Source organism: Sphingomonas cannabina, from assembly GCF_021391395.1.
In the GTDB taxonomy this organism is placed as follows: domain Bacteria; phylum Pseudomonadota; class Alphaproteobacteria; order Sphingomonadales; family Sphingomonadaceae; genus Sphingomonas; species Sphingomonas cannabina.
The window spans coordinates 2,502,041-2,517,552 of the sequence record NZ_CP090059.1; the positions used below are offsets into that span (position 1 = coordinate 2,502,041).

At 67.1% G+C, this 15,512-nt stretch carries 15 protein-coding genes; 7 read left to right on the plus strand and 8 right to left on the minus strand.

Translation table 11 applies throughout. From position 1 onward, the window contains the following. Positions 1-34: 34 nt before the first annotated feature. Positions 35-283: a hypothetical protein gene (locus tag LZK98_RS12015; protein WP_233782619.1), complete on the minus strand. Its 249-nt coding sequence runs from the start codon at positions 281-283 to the stop codon at positions 35-37. Between the two features lie 152 nt (positions 284-435). Next, the gene (locus LZK98_RS12020) at positions 436-1,854 is read right to left on the minus strand and encodes a M20/M25/M40 family metallo-hydrolase (RefSeq protein ID WP_233782620.1); all 1,419 of its coding nucleotides are present in this window, start codon (positions 1,852-1,854) and stop codon (positions 436-438) included. Positions 1,855-1,967: 113 nt separating this feature from the next. Here LZK98_RS12020 and ettA point away from each other — a divergent pair, with 113 nt between their 5' ends. Then, entirely contained in the window at positions 1,968-3,647 is a 1,680-nt protein-coding gene (gene ettA / locus LZK98_RS12025; protein WP_233782621.1) for an energy-dependent translational throttle protein EttA, read from the plus strand. Positions 3,648-3,695: 48 nt separating this feature from the next. Here the strand turns inward: ettA and LZK98_RS12030 are convergent, their stop codons facing one another. The 5 genes from LZK98_RS12030 to LZK98_RS12050 form a co-directional block, all read right to left on the minus strand. Next, positions 3,696-3,983, minus strand: a complete 288-nt coding sequence (locus LZK98_RS12030) for an acylphosphatase (RefSeq protein ID WP_233782622.1) — start codon at positions 3,981-3,983, stop codon at positions 3,696-3,698. Between the two features lie 157 nt (positions 3,984-4,140). Next, positions 4,141-4,524 carry a DoxX family protein gene (locus LZK98_RS12035; RefSeq protein ID WP_233782623.1) on the minus strand — a complete coding sequence of 128 codons (384 nt, stop codon included), beginning with the start codon at positions 4,522-4,524 and terminating at the stop codon, positions 4,141-4,143. Positions 4,525-4,622: 98 nt separating this feature from the next. Next, complete coding sequence (locus LZK98_RS12040) at positions 4,623-4,853, minus strand: hypothetical protein (protein WP_233782624.1); 231 nt, start codon at positions 4,851-4,853, stop codon at positions 4,623-4,625. A 57-nt stretch (positions 4,854-4,910) separates the two neighbouring features. Next, complete coding sequence (greB, locus tag LZK98_RS12045; protein WP_233782625.1) at positions 4,911-5,387, minus strand: transcription elongation factor GreB; 477 nt, start codon at positions 5,385-5,387, stop codon at positions 4,911-4,913. A gap of 32 nt (positions 5,388-5,419) precedes the next feature. Next, a complete protein-coding gene (locus tag LZK98_RS12050; protein WP_406694203.1) occupies positions 5,420-7,519 on the minus strand; it encodes a lytic transglycosylase domain-containing protein in 2,100 nt (699 codons plus the stop codon). A 72-nt stretch (positions 7,520-7,591) separates the two neighbouring features. Between LZK98_RS12050 and dapA the strand changes: the two genes are divergently transcribed. Continuing rightward, positions 7,592-8,470, plus strand: coding sequence for a 4-hydroxy-tetrahydrodipicolinate synthase (gene dapA, locus LZK98_RS12055; protein ID WP_233782627.1), 879 nt, complete (start codon positions 7,592-7,594; stop codon positions 8,468-8,470). Positions 8,471-8,996: 526 nt separating this feature from the next. On the opposite strand, the gene LZK98_RS12060 is transcribed toward dapA, so the two are convergent. Beyond that, a complete protein-coding gene (locus LZK98_RS12060) occupies positions 8,997-9,335 on the minus strand; it encodes a gamma-glutamylcyclotransferase family protein (RefSeq protein ID WP_233782628.1) in 339 nt (112 codons plus the stop codon). A gap of 45 nt (positions 9,336-9,380) precedes the next feature. Between LZK98_RS12060 and smpB the strand changes: the two genes are divergently transcribed. The 5 genes from smpB (at position 9,381) to LZK98_RS12085 (ending at position 15,417) form a co-directional block, all read left to right on the plus strand. Further along, positions 9,381-9,863, plus strand: a complete 483-nt coding sequence (smpB, locus tag LZK98_RS12065) for an SsrA-binding protein SmpB (protein WP_233782629.1) — start codon at positions 9,381-9,383, stop codon at positions 9,861-9,863. Continuing rightward, complete coding sequence (locus tag LZK98_RS12070) at positions 9,856-10,440, plus strand: DUF2062 domain-containing protein (protein WP_233782630.1); 585 nt, start codon at positions 9,856-9,858, stop codon at positions 10,438-10,440. The genes smpB and LZK98_RS12070 overlap by 8 nt, the downstream gene beginning before the upstream one ends. A gap of 81 nt (positions 10,441-10,521) precedes the next feature. Next, the gene (locus tag LZK98_RS12075; protein ID WP_233782631.1) at positions 10,522-12,573 is read left to right on the plus strand and encodes a M13 family metallopeptidase; all 2,052 of its coding nucleotides are present in this window, start codon (positions 10,522-10,524) and stop codon (positions 12,571-12,573) included. Between the two features lie 47 nt (positions 12,574-12,620). Then, entirely contained in the window at positions 12,621-15,017 is a 2,397-nt protein-coding gene (locus LZK98_RS12080) for a hybrid sensor histidine kinase/response regulator (protein WP_233782632.1), read from the plus strand. A 37-nt stretch (positions 15,018-15,054) separates the two neighbouring features. Further along, positions 15,055-15,417 (plus strand): response regulator, encoded by a 363-nt coding sequence (locus tag LZK98_RS12085; RefSeq protein WP_233782633.1) that lies wholly within the window; start codon positions 15,055-15,057, stop codon positions 15,415-15,417. Positions 15,418-15,512 lie beyond the last annotated feature (95 nt).

Genomic DNA, 15,512 nt, shown 5'->3' on the forward strand with positions numbered 1-15,512 from the left:
AACTGCTTCCGGGCGAAAGACGCCCGGACGCCGATTACTGAGCGTTGGTCGCCGCGTCAGCAACGTTGTCAGCCGCCTCATGCAGATTGTCGGCGGTGTTCTCGAGAACAGCCTCGGTGCTCTCGTTGGTCGCGTTGTCGGCCAGCGCATCGAAGTTGTCGGCAGTCGCCTCAATGTTCTCGGCGGTCGCCTCGGCATTGTTCTCGGCGGGGGTCGACGTACCGTTGCAGGCGGCCAGAGACATCAGGCCGGCGGCAGCAGCGACAATGAGAACCTTCTTCATTAGTTGCTCCCAAGCAATATGGTTCGCGGCCGGCCCGATTGCCGACGCGAAGCTGCCGCAATAACGGGTGTCGTCGGCGCGTCAACGCCCAAATTCATGCCGCAGCAAACGCCGACCGCGAAATTTTGCCCTCTCATGGTACAGAAAAGGCCTTAATTTCCCGATCTGGGCGTGACCGCGCCGATCTCTTCGGGCGCGTTAGCGACGATCGCCAGCATCGTCGTCCAGGCTGCGACATTCTGGCGAAGCTGCTCCCGATCGATGAGGTCGAGCGTGTCCTCGGGCGTGTGGTGCCAGTTGAAATAGCGAAGGCCCGACTGGTTGAGATCGACCGCGGCGACACCGGTGGCCAGGGTCGGGCCGATGTCGGTGCCGTCGCCGCCGACGCCGCGGCCACGGGTGATGCCGAGCGGTGCGAGCGCCGAGGCAAGCCGGTCGGCGACCGGCTTGGCGCCGTCGGGCAGGTTCACCTCGAAACGCCAGATATTGTCGGCGCCGAAATCGCTCTCGCTGGCGGTGGCGTGCTTTTCCTTGGCGTGCGCCTCTGCATAGGCGCGGCCGCCGAAGCCGCCCGGCTCCTCGGCGCCGAACCAGACGACGCGGATCGTGCGGCGCGGCTTCACGCCCCAATCCATGATCCGCTTGGCGGCGGCAGCGGTGATCGCGATCCCAGCGCCGTCGTCGATCGCGCCGGTGCCGAGATCCCAGCTGTCGAGATGGCCGCCGATCAGCACGATGCCGGCGTTGGGGTCGGTGCCGGGCACCTCGGCGATGACGTTGCCCGATTCGGCCTCGCCCGCCATGCGCGGCGTCAGCACCAGCTTCATCGTGACCGGCCCCTTGGTGCGGGCGAACATCCGCTCGAGATTCTCGGCGTCGGCTACGGACAGCGCCGCGGCGGGGATCGGCGTCACCCCGTCCGCCCAATTGGTGCCGCCCGTGTGCGGCCCGCGGCCGTGGTCAGTGCCGATCGAGCGGATCACCGCCGCCACCGCACCCTTGCTCGCGGCGATGCTGGGGCCGACGAAGCGCGCCGGGCCAAATTGGCCATAGCCCGAGCCATCCTGGGTCGGCTCCATCTGGTTGGAGATGAAGGCGATCTTGCCCTTCAGGCTGCCGTCGGGCGCGGCGCGCAGGTCGTCGAAGGTCGGGAAATAGACGACCTCCGCCGTCAATCCCTCAGGCGGTGTCGCCCCCGACCGCCCGAGCGCGGCGAGCTTCAGCGGCTGCGGGAACGGGCCGACGATCTCTGCCTTCTCCTCGCCGCGCAGCCATACGGGCATCCGATAGGTCTCGATCCGCACGTTCTTGAAGCCGAGCGCCTTCAGCTTGGCGACCGCCCAGGTCCGTGCCCGTGCCTCCGCCTCGGTCGCGGCGAGGCGGGGTCCGACCTCGGTCGTGATCCCCTCGACGATGTCCCAGGCGATATCGTCCTTGAGCGCCGCGTCGCGCAGCTTAGCGACTGCCGGGTCGACAGGCGCGAGCGCCGGTGGGGCGGTGCGCTGGGCGGCAGCGGGGTGAGCGATCAGAGCGGAGGCGGCGACGGCCGCGAGCAGGGACGGAATGCGCATGGCCCGTGTGCTATCGGCGTCCGGCGCGTTTGCAAGTGGCAAGGTGCATCGCTACATCGCTCCCGCACTTCCTGCCGCATCACAACCATCTTCCGACGGAGTTCCTCGCCGCCATGGCCGCGCAATACGCCTTTGTCATGAAGGACATGACCAAGTCCTTCCCCGGCGCCCAGAAGCCGGTGCTCAGCAACATCAACCTGCAATTCTATCAGGGCGCCAAGATCGGCATCGTCGGCCCCAACGGCGCCGGCAAGTCGACGCTGATGAAGATCATGGCCGGCATCGACACCGATTATTCAGGCGAGGCATGGCCGGGCGAGAACATCACCGTCGGCTACCTGCCGCAGGAGCCGCAACTCGATCCGACCAAGAACGTGCTCGAGAACGTCAAGGACGGCGCGCGCGAGGTGGCCGACATGGTCGACCGCTTCAACGCGATCTCGGCCGAGATGGGCGATCCCAAGGACGACACCGACTTCGACGCGCTGATGGAGGAGATGGGCGAGCTCCAGGCCAAGATCGACGCGGTCGACGGCTGGACGCTCGACAACCAGCTCGAGATCGCGATGGAGGCCCTGCGCTGCCCGCCGTCCGACTGGCCGGTCGAGAACCTCTCGGGCGGTGAGAAGCGCCGCATCGCGCTCACCCGCCTGCTCATCCAGAAGCCCTCGATCCTGCTGCTCGACGAGCCGACCAACCATCTCGACGCCGAAAGCGTCGAATGGCTGGAGAATCATCTCAAGGAATATCCGGGCGCGGTGCTGATGATCACCCACGACCGCTACTTCCTCGACAACGTGGTAGGTTGGATTCTCGAGCTCGATCGCGGCAAGTATTTTCCCTACGAGGGCAATTACTCGACCTATCTCGAGAAGAAGGCCAAACGCCTCGAGCAGGAGGAGCGCGAGGAGTCCGGGCGTCAGAAGGCGATCAAGGACGAGCTCGACTGGATCCGACAGGGCCCCAAGGGCCGCCAGACCAAGTCGAAGGCGCGTATCGCCAAGTTCGACCAGCTCGTGGCGGCGCAGGAGAACCGCACGCCCGGCAAGGCCCAGATCGTCATCCAGGTGCCGGAGCGCCTGGGCGGCAAGGTGATCGAGGTCCAGAACGTCTCGAAGGCCTATGGCGACAAGCTGCTGTTCGAGAATCTCTCGTTCACGCTGCCCGCTGGCGGCATCGTCGGCGTGATCGGCCCGAACGGCGCTGGCAAGTCGACGCTGTTCAAGCTCATCACCGGGCAGGAGAAGCCGGACAGCGGCACGATCGAGATGGGCTCGACCGTGCGCCTCGGCTATGTCGACCAGAGCCGCGACCACCTGGACAATTCGAAGAACGTCTGGGAGGAGATCTCGGACGGGCTCGATTACATGAAGGTCAACGGCCACGACCAGTCGACCCGCGCCTATGTCGGCGCCTTCAACTTCAAGGGCCAGGACCAGCAGAAGAACGTCGGCAAGCTCTCGGGCGGCGAGCGCAACCGCGTCAACATCGCCAAGATGCTCAAGCGCGGCGGCAACGTGCTGCTGCTCGACGAGCCGACCAACGACCTGGACGTCGAGACGCTGGGCGCGCTGGAAGAGGCGATCGAGAATTTCGCGGGCTGCGCGGTGGTGATCAGCCACGACCGCTTCTTCCTCGACCGTCTCGCGACGCACATCCTCGCATTCGAGGGCGACAGCCATGTCGAGTGGTTCGAGGGGAACTTCGAGGCCTATGAGGAGGACAAGCGCCGCCGCCTCGGAGATGCGGCCGACCGCCCGACGCGGCTCGCGTACAAGAAGCTGACGCGCTGATCTGGCAGAGGGGCGGGCGGCCTCAGCCGAGGCCGCTCGCCTCAAATCTTACGCTGTGAAGCGTTTCGTGAAACCCTTCACCGGCCGCTCGTGGACCGGATGCACGTCGATGTCGTCGACCCGCGCCAGGCGCGGCCCTTCGCGGCACGTCTCGAGAAACACGGCGAGCGCTTCCTCGTCGCCCGCGGCCACGGCCTCGACGCGGCCGTCGGACAGATTGCGCACCCAACCCGTGATGCCCATCGACTGGGCCTTGCGGATCACCCAGTCGCGATAGCCGACCTGCTGCACCCGCCCACTGATCAGCAGCCGCAGCATTTCCTTTTGCGCTTGCATTCTACTCCCCATACCGGGGCCGATCCTCACGATCGGCCCGAACCCACGCTAATTCAATGATTTCGGCGGGGGAGGGGGCTGTGTGTCATTTCAGCGCACGCCAGGCAGCACCTGGCGCAAAATGTGACAATCCGGGGACAGAATCGTCCCGCTGAGACTAGCTGCGCTTGGCGCGGGCCGCATCGAGCGCCCAGGCGCCACCGCCGGCTGCCGCCAGGAACAGGAAGATGAAGCAGTAGAGCAGGATCGCCTCGCCGCCGTTGACCGAGGGGAAGAAGCTCTTGGGCGCATGGACCATGAAATAGCCGACGGCGCTCATGCCCGAGAGCACGAAGGCGACCGGCCGGGTGAACAGGCCGAGTATGATCAGCGCACCGCCGACCAGCTCAAGCGTCCCCGCGACATAGAGCAGCGGGTTGAGCGGCATCGGGAACGGCGGGAGGCCGAAGAACTTCGACGTGCCGTGGTGGAGAAAGGCGAGTCCCACCACGATGCGCAGGACGCTGAGCAGGCGGTCGGACCAGCTTGCGGGGATCGGCATCGGAAACCTCCGGATCGTTTCAGCTGCGCATCGTCTCATGCGCCCGCGGGCCGGTCAATCGACCTGCCGGGAAACGATCCGTTGCCGGTCCGTGCCGTTCAGCCGCGTGCGCGCCGGGAGCGGTCGGCGGTGTCGTTGTCGATGCTGGCCTGCTTGGTGACGCGGCTGCGGCCATCGGGGTCGCGGATCTGGTTCAGCTCATTCTTCGAGGCGACGTCGCGGGCGAGATTGCCGCCGGAGCTGCTCGAACCTTCGGGTGTTTCGTCGAGGTCTTCGATCCAATCATTGTCGTCGTGCGACCGGGCGCTGTCGGTGCGGGGCTTTTCCATGGCGTCTCTCCTTCGAGGAGAGAATGAGCGGGACGGGAAGGGCGTTCCCTCCGTCCGTCACGGATAGGTGATCGCCACCACCTCATATTCGCGCTCGCCGGCCGGGAGCGCGACCCGGCGCAGGTCGCCGACCGCGGCGCCGCGCAGCGCCCTGGCGAGCGGGGCATTCCAGCCGACGCGGCCGGCACCCGCATCCGCCTCGTCGTCGCCGACCAGCGTGAGGATGCGTTCATTGTCGTCCTCGTCTGCGATCGTGACGGTCGCGCCGAACCAGACGCGGCTGCGGTCCTGCTGCGCGGCAGGATCGATCACCTTGGCCGCCTTCATCCGCTTCGACAGCCAGCCCAGCCGCCGATCGATCTCGCGCAGCCGCTTGCGGCCGTAGATATAGTCGCCGTTCTCCGACCGGTCGCCGTTGCCCGCCGCCCAGGCGATCGTGTCGACCAGCTTGGGGCGTTCCTCGGCGAACAGCGCGTCATATTCGGCGCGCAGGGCGGTGAAGCCGGCAGGGGTTATGTAGTTGGGACGGTCCATCGATCCGCCTCTACGGCATTCCGGCGGGGGTTTCAGCCCGGCCGTCGCTTGCCGAGATACCAGCTCAGGTTGTTGGGCCCACGGCTGCGGGCATGCTGCGGGTTCATGAGGTCGTAGACCACGGCATTCTCGAGCACGCGCTGGACGTAGTTCTTAGTCTCGTAGATCGGGATATTCTCGATCCAATTGACGATATCGACGCCGGACATGCGCGGGTCGCCATTCGCCGCGATCCACTTGTTCACGTTGCCCGGCCCGGCGTTATAGGCCGCTACCGCCAGCGGGTAGCTGTTGTAGAGACGGTACATGCGGTCGAAATAGCTCGACCCCAGCATGATGTTGTAGTCGGTGTCGGTGGTGAGCGACGAGGGATTGTAGCTGAGCCCCAGCTTGCCCGCCTGCTCGCGCGCCGTACCCGGCATGAGCTGGAGCAGCCCGCGCGCGCCGGCGTGGCTGATCGCGGTCCGGTTGAACTGGCTTTCCTGCCGCGCGATCGCATGGACGATCGTCCAATAGTCGTTGCTGGCAGCGGGGACGCGCACGCTGGGATAGCCCGCCGCGGTATAGTCGCTGAGCCCGTTCTGCAGCGCCGAGCGGCCCACCATCACGCCGAGATCGGGCCGATTGATCGCGCGGCTGAGTTCTGCGGCAAGCAGGTGATCGGTGTCGGTAGTGGCATCCGCGGCGATCTGACGGACGAAGGCGCTCTGATCCTCCCAGCGTCCGAGCGAGCCGAGCAGCCTGGCGGCGCGCACCGTCTCCTTCGCGGCGAAGGCGGAGCGGGTGTCCGGCGCGACGTCGACCGTGGCGATCGGCGCGGGCGCGCGCAATGCTTGGCCCAACCGCTCCGCCGCGAGCTGGCCATAGTAGAGATCGGAATAGCCCGCGGCGCGGGTGTAGAAGTCGTTCGCGCGCGGATCGCCCGCGGCCTCGGCGGCGCGGCCGGCCCAGTAGAGGCCCTTCGACTGCGTGGTCGGGCTCTTGGAGCCGAGCGAATAGCGCTCGAACATGCCGATCGCGTCGCGCGGCCGGCCGAGGTTCTGCATCGCCGCGGTGCCGGCGAGCCATACCAGGCTGGTATAATCGTCGCGCTCGCCCAGCGACTTGCTGCTGACGTCGGTCTGCGGCGGATAGGCGTCGTCGACCTGGCGCGCGATGTCATACGCCGTCTGGTACTGACGGTCGGCATAGGCGCCGCGTGCGTTGGTGAGCAGCACCTCGTACCATTTCTCGGGGTGCGTCGGCAGGACCCTGAGCTGGTGCGGCCGGGCGAGCTGGGCGCGCGCGGTGGGGCTCGCATTGTTGTTGCGGTACCAGCTCGCGCGATCGGCGAGGAAGCCGGCGTCGTTCAGCGCCGAAGCCTCAACCGCGGCGCCGCGTGTCATCGCATCCGGCGCATTGGTGCGATAGGCGAGCCGCGCGGCGAAGATCGCCTGCCGCGCCGGCGAGGTATAGGCGAGCTGGCGCTGGGCGGCGCTGGTCGCGCCCTGCCACAGCAGCATGTCCATCCGCGCATCCTGGTCGTCGGGACCGAAGCTGCTGGAGAACTGGCCGAGCAGCAGCGATTCGTCTGACGGGCGCAGCACGCCCTTGCGCCACGCCTTGCGCGCCTGCTCGGCAGCGCGGTCGCGCTGACCCATCGCGGCGAGCGCCACGGCGTAACGGACGTGACCGGAACCGGTCAGCGGCGGAAAGCGATCGAAGAAGCGGACGGTGGTGCTCGGCGAATCCTGGCCTGCGGATGTCTCCGCCGCGGCGCGCCGGCTGGTCTCGCCCGGCCAGCCGGGATGGGCGAGCAGGAAATTGGCGTAGGTCGAGAAGCCGAGATTGTCCGACTGCTGCAGCATCTTCCACTGATCGATCGCCGAAAGCAGCGCAGCGGAGGATGAATCGCCCGTCGAGGCATAGCTTTGCGTCGGATAGCTCGGCGTCACCGTCGGGGTCGGTGTCGGAGCGGGGCTGCCGTAAACCTGCGATGGAAGGATCTGCTGCGGAGCCCCCCCCGAGGTATTGGCATTGTATTGCGGCGGAAGCAGCTGCTGCGGCACGGCACGCTGATGCAGGCCGGCGGCGATTGCCCCCCCCGATACGCACGCAAGCAACAACGCGCCCTTGGAAACCCACCCGAGCATGCTGGACATGATACGGAATACGGACGTATCTGCCACCCCACATTTCATCGCTCGAAGGTTGCTCACCGAAAAATGTTCTCCGGTTCGATTCCTGCACTGGTGACGCCGTTCCTGAACGGCGCCTTCGACGAAGCGGCATATCGCACGTTGGTTGAATGGCAGATTACCGAAGGTTCCTCGGCACTTGTGCCGTGCGGCACCACCGGCGAGGCTGCGACGATGCCGATGGAGGAGCATTTCCGCGTCGTCCGCGTCTGCGTCGAGGCGGCGAAGGGGCGCGTGCCGGTGATTGCGGGCGCGGGATCGAACGACACGCGCGTCGCGATCGCCAACATCAAGGCGGCGAAGGAAGCCGGAGCCGACGCGGCGCTGATGGTGCCGCCCTATTACAACCGGCCGAACCAGGAGGGCATCTTTCGTCATTTCGAGGCGGTGGCGGCCGCCTGCGACCTGCCGATCGTGCTCTATAACGTGCCAGGCCGTACGGTGACGGACATCAAGCCGGAGACGGTGGCGCGGCTCAAGGCGGCCCTTCCATCGATCGTCGGCATCAAGGACGCGACCGGCGACATGCCGCGCGTGTCGCAGCATCGCGCCTCGTGCGGGCCCGATTTCGCCCAGCTCTCGGGCAACGACGACATGGCGATCGCGTTCAACGCGACCGGCGGGCGTGGCTGCATCTCGGTCACCGCCAATGTCGCGCCGCGCCTGTGCGCCGAGTTCCAGGCGGCGACGCTTGCCGGCGATTATGCGAAGGCGCTGGCGCTCCACGACCGGCTGTTCCCGCTCCATGGCGCGCTGTTCAGCGACGCGTCGCCGGGGCCCGTCAAATATGCCCTGAACCGCGTGAAGCCGGAGATATCGGCCGAGCTGCGCCTGCCGATGACCCCGCCGTCGGAGGCGAGCCGCAGGGCCGTCGACGCTGCGCTGGCGTTCGCGGGGCTGATTTAGCTTCCGCCGACGATCAGCTGAGCCATTTGAGGGCGGCGGCCGACCGGCAGGCGCTGGTCGCGGGCTTGCGGATGGGGACCGGAACCCGCAGAAATCCGTCGAAGGTCACGAAAGTCACGGGTAGAACGCCTATGTGACTTTCGTGATATAATGTTACATGTAAATTTGCAAAATGTGGGCCTGCCGTAGTTTGAAAGCCTGAGTCAGGTTTAGCGCGATCTCTTCTCGTTCGTCATTCCCGCGAAGGCGGAAATGATGAAGGAGGGGGCGCACACGGTAAACTACGTCACCACCAGAATGTTGACTAAATTGACTCTGGGCCGGTGTGTGCGAGCCGATGCATCCGGGATGCGCCCCGGACGCGACAGCGACGCGGCATGGACGGGATTGACAAGATCAAAGAGCAACCCGCCGCTCGCGCGGCTCGGGCTGAGCGAACCAAGCAGGCGAAATCCTACTTTGCAAGCAGCCCGAAACTGGGCCCCGGCCTTCGCCGGGGAACGGATGCAGACGGACTGAATCGACTCTAGCCGACGTAGACGAACGCGCGGCGTCCCGACCTCAACGTCACTTCGACGCGCCGATACTCCGCCACCTCATAGGCGTCGGCGCGCGGCAGGTCGTCCGCGCCGATGGCGAGTGCCTGGCCCTCGATCATGTCCGCCGCCGCGCCGGTCTCGCGCAGGATCGGATGCTCGGCGAGGCCGCTGGTGCGTACCACTTCGGGATCGCCGATCGCCAGCATCTCGACGCGATAGCCGGGCAGGGCATCGGCCTCGGCGGCAAGCTCGCGGCCGAACACGGCGAGCTGCACCTCGCGCTGGCGCAGCGTGCCGTAGGAGAACAGCCAGATCGTCTCGTCCATCGCACCTTTCCTTCGCGGCCTCATCCGCCTACATCGCCCGGCCTTATGGCTCGCCCACGCCCCGATACGTTCGACAAGAAGAAGATCGTCGCCGAGAACCGGCGCGCGCGCTTCGAATATTTCATCGAGGACGTGTACGAGGCCGGCCTTGCCCTGACCGGCACCGAGGTCAAGTCCCTGCGCTTCGGCGAGGGATCGATCGCGGAGGCCTATGCCGAGGTACGCGACGAGCAGGTGTGGCTGGTCAACGCCAACATCCCCGAGTTCAGCCACGGCAACCGCTTCAACCACGAACCGAAGCGGCCCCGTAAATTGCTGCTTCATGAGCGCGAGATAAACCGCCTCCATGGTGCGGTGGCGCGCGAGGGAATGACCCTTGTGCCGCTCAGCGTCTACTTTAACAGCCGTGGGCGGGCAAAGGTCGAGCTCGCGCTCGCGAAGGGCAAGAAGGCGCATGACAAGCGCGACACGATCCGGGAACGGGACTGGAAGCGGGAGCAGGGAAGGCTCCTGCGCGAACGTGGCTGAGCCGGCCCGCCGCAAGGACTGGCTTGCACGCTGGATCGCGAACAACGTGCCGACGCGCGAGCAGCTCGAGCAGAGCCGGCTGCTGCGCCCCGTCGCGCATCGCGTCCTCGCACCGGCGCTGTGGCGGTTCACCCGGCGATCGGTGCCGCGCGGGACGGCGCTCGGCCTGTTCGTCGGCATCTTCCTGATGATCCCGGGGCTTCAGATCGCCGGCGCTGCCCTGCTGGCGCTGCCGTTCCGCGCCAATGTGCCGATCGCCGCGGCGATGACCTTTCTCAGCAATCCGGCGACGACGCCCTTCATCCTCTACGCGTCGGTCTACATCGGCAATCTGCTGCTCGGCCGTACCGCCGATGCATCGGGGTTCATGGCGCTGGTCAACGCCAATGCCGGCCTGTCCCAATGGGTGGCCTGGCTCCTGTCCGAGGCCGCGCCGGCGCTGATCCTCGGACTGAGCGTGATCGCGAGCGGTTGCGCGCTGCTCGGCTATGCCGCGACCGCCCTTGGCTGGCGCTGGTGGATCGCGCGCAAGTGGCGCAAACGCCACGACGCGCGGAGTTCCTCCTTAACGCGTTGACGGGCCGTATCGCCGGGGTAAGACAGTGGCATGGCCCGGAGTCCTTCCGGGCGACTGACTTCCGCACGAAAGGCTTCGCCCATGCGGCTTTCCGCCATTGCCACCATCCTTCTCGCCGGCACCGCGCTTTCGGCCGGCGTTCATGCCCAGTCGACCGTTGCGCCGGCCGATACGCCGCCGGCGAGCGCCGGGGCGCCCAAGATCGGGACCTTCGGCCTCGACACCTCGGGCATGGACCGCAGCGTCGCCCCCGGCGACGACTTCTACGACTATGCCAACGGCAATTGGGACAAGCGGACGCAGATCCCCGCCGATCGCGCGTCGTTCGGCATGTTCCACGTGCTGCAGGACCTGTCGCTCGAGCAGACCCGCACGATCCTGGAGGAGGCCGCGAAGCAGCCCGGCAGCAAGATCGGCGATTACTACGCGAGCTTCCTGGACGAAGCCGCGGCCGAGGCGAAGGGGATCGCGCCGATCAAGCCGTGGCTGACGGCGATCGCCGGCGCCAAGGACAAGACCGCGCTGGTGACCGAGGCGGCCAAGCTCCAGCGCGCCGGCGTCGGCGGCTTCTTCGGGCTCGGCGTGACCCAGGACGCCAAGGAGCCTGAGAAGTACATCGTCATGACGAACCAGTCGGGCCTGATGCTGCCCGACCGCGACTATTATCTGAAGGACGATCCCAAGCTCGAGGGCATCCGGACCGCCTACAAGGCCTATCTCGCCCAGCTGCTGACGATGGCGGGCGAGACCGACGGCGCCGCGCGCGCCAATGCGGTGTTCGAGCTGGAGAAGCAGATCGCGACGGTCCACTGGACCCGCATCGAGAACCGCGACGAGGACAAGACCTACAACCGCTGGCTGACCGCCGACTTCGAGAGCAAGGCGCCGGGCTACCCCTGGCATGCCTATGCGGCCGCGCTCGGCGTGCCGGCGCAGCCCTATTACATCGTCTCGCAGCCGTCGGCGGTGACGGCCGAGGCGAAGATCTTCGCCGACGCGCCGATCCAGGTGCTGCGCGATTTTTACACGCTGCGCGTGCTCGACACGTTCGCCCCCTATCTCAACAGCGCGTTCGACAAGGCGGAGTTCGCGTTCAACGGCACCGTCCTGTCCGGGCAGCCGCAGCAGCGGCCGCGGTGGAAGCGTGGCGTGGCACTGGTCAGCGCCGGGCTGGGCGAGGCGGTCGGGCAGGTCTATGTCGCGCGCTACTTCCCGCCGGAATCGAAGGCGGCGATCGACGATCTGGTCAAGAACCTCCGTGCCGCGATGGGCGACCGGCTCCAGAAGCTCGAATGGATGGCGCCGGAGACCAAGCAGAAGGCGCTGGCCAAGCTGGCCGCCTTCACGCCCAAGATCGGCTATCCCGACAAGTGGCGCGACTATTCGGCGCTACGGATCGAGCGCGGCGACCTGGTCGGCAATGTCGCGCGCGCCAACGAGTTCGAGTTCCAGCGTGATCTCAACAAGCTCGGCAAGCCGCTCGACCGCGGCGAGTGGTTCATGACGCCGATGACGATCAATGCCTATGCCAATCCGCCGATGAACGAGATCGTGTTCCCGGCAGCGATCCTGCAGGCGCCGTTCTTCGATCCGCATGCCGACGCGGCGATCAACTATGGCGGGATCGGCGCGGTGATCGGGCACGAGCTCAGCCATCATTTCGACGACCAGGGCCGCAAGTACGATCCCAGCGGCAAGCTCGCCGAATGGTGGACGCCGCAGGACGTCGAACGGTTCAAGAGCTTCACCGACAAGCTGGTGAAGCAGTACGACGCCTATGAGCCGCTGCCCGGCCAGCATGTCCAGGGCGAGCTGACGCTGGGCGAGAACATCGCCGATCTCGCCGGGCTGACCGTCGCCTATGAGGCGTACAAGAAGTCGCTGAACGGCAAGCCGGCGCCGGTGATCGACGGCCTGACCGGGGACCAGCGCTTCTACCTCGGCTGGGCGCAGGTGTGGCGCTCCAAATATCGCGAGCCGATCCTGCGCCAGCAGCTCTTGAGCGATCCGCACTCGCCGGGACCGGAGCGCGTCGCGACGGTGCGCAACCTCGATCCCTGGTATGACGCCTACAAGCCGAAGCCGGGCGAGAAGCTCTACCTGGCACCGGATCAGCGCGTCCGCATCTGGTGACGGCGCCAATGGCTTGACGGGGGCGCGGAGGCGCCGACAAGGGTCCGATGGCCACGCTTCCGCACTCGTCAGGACAACCCCAACATCCCTCCGTCGCGCTACCGCTGGTCGTCGCGGTCGGCGCGGCGGCCTTGGCGGCGGCAGCGATCCTGTTGCTGATCGGTGACCGCACGCTGGCGATCGGATTCGGCGCGGCGGGCCTGATCGTCGGCGCTGCCGCCTTCGCGGCGTCGCGGCTGATCCATGCCGCGACCGCCGTCTCGACCGAGCCGGACTGGGGCGTCGCCCACGCGATCGCCGCGACCTCGGCGGAGGCGGTCGCGGTCACCGACCGGGCTGGGCGCATCGTCTGCGCCAACGATCGCTACGAGACGCTGTTCGGCGGCTATCCGACCCCGCCCAACGTGCCGCTGCCCGAAGACGAGGTCGGCCGGCTCGGCACCGCCGGCCGTGCCGCCTGGCGGGAAGGGGAGGGACGGACCGCGCTGATCGTGCGCGACGAGCGCGTCGAGGTGACCGTCGGCCGGATCGGCGACGAGATGCTGCTGTGGCGCTTCAAGATGGCCGATGCCGTCAACGTCGTCGCGATCGCGACGGCGGCCATTGCCGGGCCCAACGGCGACCGGCTTGGCGGCGCGGGGATCATGGCGGCCTTGCTCGGGCCGGACGGGCGGGTGCGTACCGCCAATCGCGTGCTCCGCGCCCGTGCGATGGGGCATGAGGAGGGCGCGATCGAGGGCCGCGACTTCGCGCGTTTCCTCATCACCGACAGCGCCGGGCTGGTCCGTTTCGAGCGCGAAGGGCTGGGTGGCAACCCGCTGCGCGTGCTGCAGGTGCCGTTCCTCGACGGCGACGACGCGCCGATGCTGGTGGTCCTGCTCGACGAGGAGCCGCAGATCACGGTGCCCGCGATCGGATCGAGCGCGGCGAGCCACGTCCGCAGCCTCATCGCGCTGCTGCCGGTGCCGCTGGCGCTGATCGATCGCGAGGGCCGGTTCCTGCACATGAACGAGGCCTTCACCCGCGTGACCGGCGTCAACGGGTCGGCGCCGCCACTCTATCCGGGCGACCTGGTCGTGCGCGACGACAAGGCGGCGCTGGCCGACGCGATCCGCCGCTTCGCCGGCGGCGCGGCGCATTCGACGCAGATGCCGGTGCGCTTCGCCGATCGGCCCGACGAGCCGGTGCAGGTCGGCCTCGCCGGCGCGCGCGGGCTCGGCGAGGCGGCGGTGCTGATGAGCGTCAAGGACGATGCCGAGGAAGGCAAGCTCAAGGACCAGGTCGCGCAGGCGACCAAGATGCAGGCGGTCGGCCAGCTCGCCGGCGGCGTCGCGCACGACTTCAACAACATCCTGACCGCGATCATCGGCCACTGCGACCTGATGCTGATGCGCCATACGCCGGGCGACAGCGACTATGACGACATCCAGCAGATCAGGATGAACTCGAACCGCGCGGCCGGGCTGACGCGCCAGCTGCTCGCCTTCTCGCGCCAGCAGACGCTCAGGCCGCAGGTGCTGCAGCTTCCCGACGTGATCTCGGAGGTATCGAACCTCCTGAAGCGCCTGCTCGGCGAGACGGTGCGGCTGGTCGTCAACCACGGACGCAACCTGGGGCCGGTGCGGATCGATCCGGGCCAGCTCGAGCAGGTGGTGATCAACCTCGCCGTCAATGCCCGCGATGCGATGCTCGCCAAGAACCCCAACGGCGGCGGCACGCTGACGATCGAGACGATGGCGGTCGGTCCGTCCGAGGTGCGTGGCATGGAGGACGACGTGCTTCCGGTCGGCGATTATACGGCGCTCCGCGTCTCCGACACCGGCACCGGCATTCCGGCCGACGTGCTGCCCAAGATCTTCGAGCCGTTCTTCACCACGAAGGAGGTGGGGAAGGGGACCGGGCTCGGGCTTTCGACCGTCTATGGCATCGTCAAGCAGTCGGGCGGCTATATCTTCGCCGAGAGCCCGCGCAGCGGCGGCGCGGCGTTCACCATCTATCTGCCGGTCCATTCGGCGGCCGCCGCGCCGGCTCCCGCACCGGCGTCGTCGTCGAAAGCGAAGCCGGGCGATACCTGGGGCAGCGGCACCATTCTCCTCGTCGAGGACGAGGACATGGTGCGCGCGGTGGCGGAGCGGGCGTTGACGCGGCAGGGCTATCAGGTGGTCACTGCCGAGAATGGCGAAGCGGCCCTGGAGCTGCTTGCGCAGATGGAGAGCGCGCCCGACCTGCTGATCTCCGACGTCGTCATGCCGACGATGGACGGCCCGACGATGGTGCGGCGCGCCCGCGAGCGTTATCCCAACCTCGCGATCCTGTTCATGTCCGGATATGCCGAGGAGCAGTTGCGTCGCTCGATCGACATCGACCGCGTCGCTTTCCTGCCGAAACCCTTTTCGGTTCAGCAGCTTGCCGAGGCCGCGCGCGACGTGCTGGCCGCGAAGTGACTAGCCACGACGCGGCTGATCGCTTAGGAAAACCGGAATGTCGCGTCCGCAACAAATCCTCATCGTCGAGGATGAACCTCTGATCGCCATGATGCTCGAGGATTTCCTCGATGCATTGGGCAAGGGCGTCGCGGGAGCGGTCGACACGGTCGCCGCGGCGCTCGATCGGATCGCCGCCGGCGGGATCGATGCCGCGATCGTCGACATCAACCTGCGCGGAGGCGAGACGAGCTGGGCCATCGCCGATGCGCTTGATGCGGCGGGTACCCCCTTCCTCTTCGCTACCGGCGGCACCGACGACGCAATCGTCGAACGTCATCGCGATCGGCCGGTGCTCACCAAGCCGTTCACGATGGACGGGGTAGAAAAGGCGCTCTCGAACCTGATCGTCGAGGTTTAGAGTTCGATCCATCTCGCTGTTCCCCGGCGAAGGCCGGGCCCCAGTTGCGAGCGGTTCGATACTGGGCCCCGGCCTTCGCCGGGGAACAGATTCAA

Excerpts from the sequence above, each read along its gene's own strand:
- LZK98_RS12015 (WP_233782619.1), bottom strand. The coding sequence starts at position 283 with ATGAAGAAGGTTCTCATTGTCGCTGCTGCCGCCGGCCTGATGTCTCTG.
- LZK98_RS12020 (WP_233782620.1), bottom strand. The coding sequence starts at position 1,854 with ATGCGCATTCCGTCCCTGCTCGCGGCCGTCGCCGCCTCCGCTCTGATC.
- ettA (WP_233782621.1), top strand. The coding sequence starts at position 1,968 with ATGGCCGCGCAATACGCCTTTGTCATGAAGGACATGACCAAGTCCTTC.
- LZK98_RS12030 (WP_233782622.1), bottom strand. The coding sequence starts at position 3,983 with ATGCAAGCGCAAAAGGAAATGCTGCGGCTGCTGATCAGTGGGCGGGTG.
- LZK98_RS12035 (WP_233782623.1), bottom strand. The coding sequence starts at position 4,524 with ATGCCGATCCCCGCAAGCTGGTCCGACCGCCTGCTCAGCGTCCTGCGC.
- LZK98_RS12040 (WP_233782624.1), bottom strand. The coding sequence starts at position 4,853 with ATGGAAAAGCCCCGCACCGACAGCGCCCGGTCGCACGACGACAATGAT.
- greB (WP_233782625.1), bottom strand. The coding sequence starts at position 5,387 with ATGGACCGTCCCAACTACATAACCCCTGCCGGCTTCACCGCCCTGCGC.
- LZK98_RS12050 (WP_406694203.1), bottom strand. The coding sequence starts at position 7,519 with ATGCTCGGGTGGGTTTCCAAGGGCGCGTTGTTGCTTGCGTGCGTATCG.
- dapA (WP_233782627.1), top strand. The coding sequence starts at position 7,592 with ATGTTCTCCGGTTCGATTCCTGCACTGGTGACGCCGTTCCTGAACGGC.
- LZK98_RS12060 (WP_233782628.1), bottom strand. The coding sequence starts at position 9,335 with ATGGACGAGACGATCTGGCTGTTCTCCTACGGCACGCTGCGCCAGCGC.
- smpB (WP_233782629.1), top strand. The coding sequence starts at position 9,381 with ATGGCTCGCCCACGCCCCGATACGTTCGACAAGAAGAAGATCGTCGCC.
- LZK98_RS12075 (WP_233782631.1), top strand. The coding sequence starts at position 10,522 with ATGCGGCTTTCCGCCATTGCCACCATCCTTCTCGCCGGCACCGCGCTT.
- LZK98_RS12080 (WP_233782632.1), top strand. The coding sequence starts at position 12,621 with ATGGCCACGCTTCCGCACTCGTCAGGACAACCCCAACATCCCTCCGTC.
- LZK98_RS12085 (WP_233782633.1), top strand. The coding sequence starts at position 15,055 with ATGTCGCGTCCGCAACAAATCCTCATCGTCGAGGATGAACCTCTGATC.